A 7,174-nucleotide genomic window follows, 5' to 3' on the forward strand; every position below is an offset into this window, starting at 1 on the left:
AATATAGTCGCTCTCCTCACGGAGAGCGTGGATTGAAATAATATGCCAAACATTGATATGGAGAATGAATCGGGTCGCTCTCCTCACGGAGAGCGTGGATTGAAATCTGTTTTGCGGCGGCAATAGAACGATTACTAATAATAGTCGCTCTCCTCACGGAGAGCGTGGATTGAAATCGGGCTGTAAATTGTTTCATAATGATAACCGCTAGTCGCTCTCCTCACGGAGAGCGTGGATTGAAATCAAAGCACAATTTGGTCATTATTATTTATACAGTGTCGCTCTCCTCACGGAGAGCGTGGATTGAAATGAGTATCTGTAAGCCCTAAACGATGTAATTTAAGAAGTCGCTCTCCTCACGGAGAGCGTGGATTGAAATAAAATGCAGAAGGTCAAGATGTTAAGTATGGTCATGTCGCTCTCCTCACGGAGAGCGTGGATTGAAATATCAGCGGAATAATCGTTGTCGTTCTGCTGGTTCGGTCGCTCTCCTCACGGAGAGCGTGGATTGAAATCGTGTCTGCGGCACAGCATATCATTGACACTGGTAGTCGCTCTCCTCACGGAGAGCGTGGATTGAAATATTTTCAACAGGTCAGCGAAGACCACGAACGGAAAGTCGCTCTCCTCACGGAGAGCGTGGATTGAAATTTGTCTTGCTATGACTATACAATAACACTTTCAAGAGTCGCTCTCCTCACGGAGAGCGTGGATTGAAATGTGAGAGTAGAGCAGACCGAACAGGTTTGCCATACCCGTCGCTCTCCTCACGGAGAGCGTGGATTGAAATTATGAGGACATGAAGAAGCGTCAGATGACAAGCGTCGCTCTCCTCACGGAGAGCGTGGATTGAAATCTTTAGCCAATTTTATAGTTTGTATTATCAAGCTGTCGCTCTCCTCACGGAGAGCGTGGATTGAAATCCAGATAAGAAAATAGAAATAATTTACGGTAATACTGTCGCTCTCCTCACGGAGAGCGTGGATTGAAATGGTATGATTCTTGCTGTCGGTATCGGTGTTAAATTGTCGCTCTCCTCACGGAGAGCGTGGATTGAAATGCTTTAATCGCTCTAAGGCTCGTTGCTATGACACAGTCGCTCTCCTCACGGAGAGCGTGGATTGAAATCAAAGTCTGTAACAAGCGTTGATGATTATACTGCAGTCGCTCTCCTCACGGAGAGCGTGGATTGAAATATCAGTATAAGCACGAATAAGTGTATTGCCTGTTTCAGTCGCTCTCCTCACGGAGAGCGTGGATTGAAATCGCCATAACATCACCTCCTTATCTGATTGTTGGCTGTCGCTCTCCTCACGGAGAGCGTGGATTGAAATTTGAGGTTGTATATTTTAATCTCAAGCTCCATACGGTCGCTCTCCTCACGGAGAGCGTGGATTGAAATCGTTTATATATGCAGTTGCGGCAACAGCTCGTTTGTCGCTCTCCTCACGGAGAGCGTGGATTGAAATCATTGTTTAAAAATCTCCTTTGTAGATAGAACCACCGTCGCTCTCCTCACGGAGAGCGTGGATTGAAATTCAGCACAAAAGGCGGCGAAAAAAATAACTGAGTCGCTCTCCTCACGGAGAGCGTGGATTGAAATGAGAGGTGGTAATTATAATCTTAATGACTATATAAGTCGCTCTCCTCACGGAGAGCGTGGATTGAAATTCGATTTAGTAATATAGTTTTGCTGAAATGTATCGTCGCTCTCCTCACGGAGAGCGTGGATTGAAATCTATCCTTCGCAGTCTTGGATTTACCATTGCCACTGTCGCTCTCCTCACGGAGAGCGTGGATTGAAATGGATTTAAAATAATGATTATCAACATCATTAGTGTCGCTCTCCTCACGGAGAGCGTGGATTGAAATATATACTTAAACGGTATATCAAATTTAGGCGGTGGTCGCTCTCCTCACGGAGAGCGTGGATTGAAATGAGTTAGGAGACATTATCTCCTTCAACCTCACCACTGTCGCTCTCCTCACGGAGAGCGTGGATTGAAATAATAAAGAACGGAGGTGAATGTCGTGCAGACAAGAGTCGCTCTCCTCACGGAGAGCGTGGATTGAAATACCGACACGGTGGCTACTCTTACCGTGGTGAACACGTCGCTCTCCTCACGGAGAGCGTGGATTGAAATCTATGTTGGCGGTAAGAGTCCCTATACATGTTTGGTCGCTCTCCTCACGGAGAGCGTGGATTGAAATCTTTGTGTCCTCTGCCTTGTATATGTGCGGTTTGGTCGCTCTCCTCACGGAGAGCGTGGATTGAAATTGAATGGTATCTACTTCAATTTCAATAATGTAGAGTCGCTCTCCTCACGGAGAGCGTGGATTGAAATATTGGCAGACATACAGCTCCGGTCAAAGAGGTAACTGTCGCTCTCCTCACGGAGAGCGTGGATTGAAATTCCGTCCTTGAGGGTTATGCGGAGTATTACAGCGTCGCTCTCCTCACGGAGAGCGTGGATTGAAATTGCTCGACTATTAAGCCCACTCTGACATCAAAGCTGTCGCTCTCCTCACGGAGAGCGTGGATTGAAATTGTCAGATAGGCTCAATCACCTCGAAGCGATTATGTCGCTCTCCTCACGGAGAGCGTGGATTGAAATCCGTCATATATCCACCTGTCATTATATCTGGATAAGTCGCTCTCCTCACGGAGAGCGTGGATTGAAATCTTTTTGATTGCCGTTGTATCAATGCGAGAGGAAGTCGCTCTCCTCACGGAGAGCGTGGATTGAAATGCACTCAAGGTCAACAATGAAATCATTATGATACCGGTCGCTCTCCTCACGGAGAGCGTGGATTGAAATATTGTATTTATACACTACATTATATTCCATTTTGTCGCTCTCCTCACGGAGAGCGTGGATTGAAATTTGATGATGTTGTACCTATATTACGATTTTTTATAGTCGCTCTCCTCACGGAGAGCGTGGATTGAAATAGCTTGCGTTATATCTTTATCTTCTCTAAGTCCTCGTCGCTCTCCTCACGGAGAGCGTGGATTGAAATGATAGATATGGAAGATTTATATACACTTCTTAATATGTCGCTCTCCTCACGGAGAGCGTGGATTGAAATAATCTGATATACAAACGATATTGAAATTATCCAAAACAGCGTCGCTCTCCTCACGGAGAGCGTGGATTGAAATCGAAAGCGTCCACCGGGTAAACCTCGAAAGAGTGCGTCGCTCTCCTCACGGAGAGCGTGGATTGAAATCAGGATAAGTCCTCGTCCATAATGACACGACCGTTGCGGTCGCTCTCCTCACGGAGAGCGTGGATTGAAATCCTGGTGGTGAGATAGACCACCTCGACAACATCTGTCGCTCTCCTCACGGAGAGCGTGGATTGAAATAGAATCGTAATAAAAAGAAGGTGAAGCGAAATGTTTGTCGCTCTCCTCACGGAGAGCGTGGATTGAAATCACAAGTGAAGCGGCTGTCTCAAAGTCCGACCATGAGTCGCTCTCCTCACGGAGAGCGTGGATTGAAATACCGGAGACTGACATTGAAGCTCTGATTGCAGAAGTCGCTCTCCTCACGGAGAGCGTGGATTGAAATGCAACTCGTTTCGGTCGAGAGGTGGGTCACAGGCAGTCGCTCTCCTCACGGAGAGCGTGGATTGAAATGTTTGTACCTGCACCCTTAGCATTTACAGACAGAAGTCGCTCTCCTCACGGAGAGCGTGGATTGAAATAATAAACGAAAAGCAAGTTGTTATGATACAATGGGTCGCTCTCCTCACGGAGAGCGTGGATTGAAATAGCTTAACTTAATAAAATAAAATAAAATAAAAATTGAGGTGGTCGCTCTCCTCACGGAGAGCGTGGATTGAAATCGCTTTTGCTGTTGATGGTGCTACTACTACTACTGTCGCTCTCCTCACGGAGAGCGTGGATTGAAATGCACATCAACAACATTCGGCGGAATTGTTGGCATGGTCGCTCTCCTCACGGAGAGCGTGGATTGAAATATATAATCCAAACTCACCTCTGTTTGAATTATATCAGTCGCTCTCCTCACGGAGAGCGTGGATTGAAATGCTAAGACGGCTATGAACGATTACACAATGGAGGACGTCGCTCTCCTCACGGAGAGCGTGGATTGAAATCCGACAGAGTACGAAGAATAAGGAGGACAACATGTCGCTCTCCTCACGGAGAGCGTGGATTGAAATGGCGTATCGGCTCTAAGTGGGGTCACTCTCTATGGGTCGCTCTCCTCACGGAGAGCGTGGATTGAAATTCGAGCGGCGTATGCAAGCCAAAGCTGCCGGGGAGTCGCTCTCCTCACGGAGAGCGTGGATTGAAATTCCGATAATGACCGAGCAATGCTCCTGTATATCTAGTCGCTCTCCTCACGGAGAGCGTGGATTGAAATTTATTGTTATTGCAGTAGTAAAAGTAGTTAAAAATGTCGCTCTCCTCACGGAGAGCGTGGATTGAAATGATATTTAGTTTGGCGACTTGTAATGATATGCCGAGTCGCTCTCCTCACGGAGAGCGTGGATTGAAATTTGTAAATGGAGAATTGTATGCAGTCACACCCGAAGTCGCTCTCCTCACGGAGAGCGTGGATTGAAATTCCAATACCTCCAGGCAATTTACTTGCCATATAGTCGCTCTCCTCACGGAGAGCGTGGATTGAAATAACGCAACAAAAGTAGCACAAAGACTTGAAGAAGTCGCTCTCCTCACGGAGAGCGTGGATTGAAATAGCATATGTAAGAGTTATCCAACGACACTTCTTTAGTCGCTCTCCTCACGGAGAGCGTGGATTGAAATTGTTTTAGCTGCTTGGATAGCAGCCGTAGCCATATGTCGCTCTCCTCACGGAGAGCGTGGATTGAAATGTAAGCATTTGAAAGAGCGTTTTCCAATGTGCAAATGGTCGCTCTCCTCACGGAGAGCGTGGATTGAAATTCGGAGGTTAATCTTAAAGCCTCCGCCCATCACCCGGTCGCTCTCCTCACGGAGAGCGTGGATTGAAATAGCTGCGAACGCATTAACTGCAACTACTGACATAGTCGCTCTCCTCACGGAGAGCGTGGATTGAAATTAAGAAATTTAGAAATATACTTAATGAAAATGGGTGTCGCTCTCCTCACGGAGAGCGTGGATTGAAATCGTAAATGGGTGACAAGTGAAATTCTTCCCTCAATTGTCGCTCTCCTCACGGAGAGCGTGGATTGAAATTCTTTTGCATTTTTTGTTTTTGCATATTATCGTATGTCGCTCTCCTCACGGAGAGCGTGGATTGAAATCTATATAATCCAAGACTTTACCCCAGCCAAATGGGTCGCTCTCCTCACGGAGAGCGTGGATTGAAATTTCATGGTAAGACCACTCGTAACGGTAAGTCTACTGTCGCTCTCCTCACGGAGAGCGTGGATTGAAATATTTGCGTAATCAATTAATTTGTTACGCTTTGTGTCGCTCTCCTCACGGAGAGCGTGGATTGAAATTGCGATTTAATCGCAATATATATATTTAAAATCTATGGTCGCTCTCCTCACGGAGAGCGTGGATTGAAATATAACCATGTGTCCAGTCGAGGCTTGTTTGACTTTAGGTCGCTCTCCTCACGGAGAGCGTGGATTGAAATCAGGAGAAACGACATTTAAATACGAATACGACAGGTCGCTCTCCTCACGGAGAGCGTGGATTGAAATAGCTCCCAGCTCTACTAAGCGAGAGAGTGTCACTGGTCGCTCTCCTCACGGAGAGCGTGGATTGAAATAGAAAACGGCTTAGAAATCGTGGATATACAAATAGTCGCTCTCCTCACGGAGAGCGTGGATTGAAATGCTTGAGGACTATATCACTGTTGCGGATGTAAGTACAAGTCGCTCTCCTCACGGAGAGCGTGGATTGAAATCGCAGGAGCGATTGAGGGAGTATTAAGTAGCCAAAGTCGCTCTCCTCACGGAGAGCGTGGATTGAAATTGCCGCCAGTTTGCGAATCGTTGAGGGGCAAAAAGTCGCTCTCCTCACGGAGAGCGTGGATTGAAATCGCTACTGTTCGGTTATCGTTGCGGTATGAGATTAGTCGCTCTCCTCACGGAGAGCGTGGATTGAAATTTCATACCAGCCGAAAACAGATTGCCTAATTGCGGTCGCTCTCCTCACGGAGAGCGTGGATTGAAATGTCTAAATTTCCGTTTTGTATACCATTTGATATAGTCGCTCTCCTCACGGAGAGCGTGGATTGAAATACAAATTGCGTATTTAAAAATTGTGCATATATACGTCGCTCTCCTCACGGAGAGCGTGGATTGAAATAAGACCTCATACAGCGTTTTTAGTTGGCTTGAGGGGTCGCTCTCCTCACGGAGAGCGTGGATTGAAATCGAGCAGGATATGTGGAAGTATTCGTCATTTTGGTACGTCGCTCTCCTCACGGAGAGCGTGGATTGAAATCCTCCGAGGAGACGAATCAATCCTCATTGTTATCCAGGTCGCTCTCCTCACGGAGAGCGTGGATTGAAATGATTGATAAGCTCCAGCCAGCTCTCAAGGATACTGTCGCTCTCCTCACGGAGAGCGTGGATTGAAATAAATATTAACGGAGTTATACGCTTACTCGGCGGAGGGTCGCTCTCCTCACGGAGAGCGTGGATTGAAATTGCTTTTAATTCAGCTTTAGAGTACTTGTTGATAAGTCGCTCTCCTCACGGAGAGCGTGGATTGAAATTGATAGTCTCCACGGCGCAAAATGTAAGGCCACTCGGTCGCTCTCCTCACGGAGAGCGTGGATTGAAATGACGACGGCTTTCGCCTGATTTTTTGCCGCCTTGTCGCTCTCCTCACGGAGAGCGTGGATTGAAATTTATTGTTGAAGCATTGGAAGCTCCAGCTGATACAGTCGCTCTCCTCACGGAGAGCGTGGATTGAAATCAAATTGGCGATAGAATGGGGGCAAAATTGGCTCAGTCGCTCTCCTCACGGAGAGCGTGGATTGAAATTCGGAGGTTAATCTTTTGGACCATAGTCAATAAAGTAGACAAGTAAAAGAGCAAATTTTACAAAAAATTCATTTCTGCCTGATCAGGAGAGAGGCCGTTATTGTGAGAATGAGGTCTGAAAGAATTGTAGAAACCGTTGATATACTGAAAAATGCTCAGTTTCAGTTCATCAAAGGAAGAGTAAGTTCTGCGGTTGG

General features: G+C 46.7%; 1 protein-coding gene and 1 CRISPR repeat array (1 of these 2 running past the window's edge). The gene reads right to left on the bottom strand.

Annotated elements, in window-relative coordinates:
• Positions 1-6,977: a CRISPR direct-repeat array (repeat unit 33 nt; unit sequence GTCGCTCTCCTCACGGAGAGCGTGGATTGAAAT) (it extends 1,827 nt beyond the left edge of the window).
• 57 nt (positions 6,978-7,034) lie between these two features.
• Positions 7,035-7,174, bottom strand: a 140-nt coding sequence (locus tag C9914_RS06800) for an IS3 family transposase (RefSeq protein WP_158707287.1), incomplete at its 5' end; no start/stop codon positions are given.

Origin of the sequence: Pseudoruminococcus massiliensis, assembly GCF_900291955.1 — a bacterium.
GTDB lineage: Bacteria > Bacillota > Clostridia > Oscillospirales > Acutalibacteraceae > Pseudoruminococcus > Pseudoruminococcus massiliensis.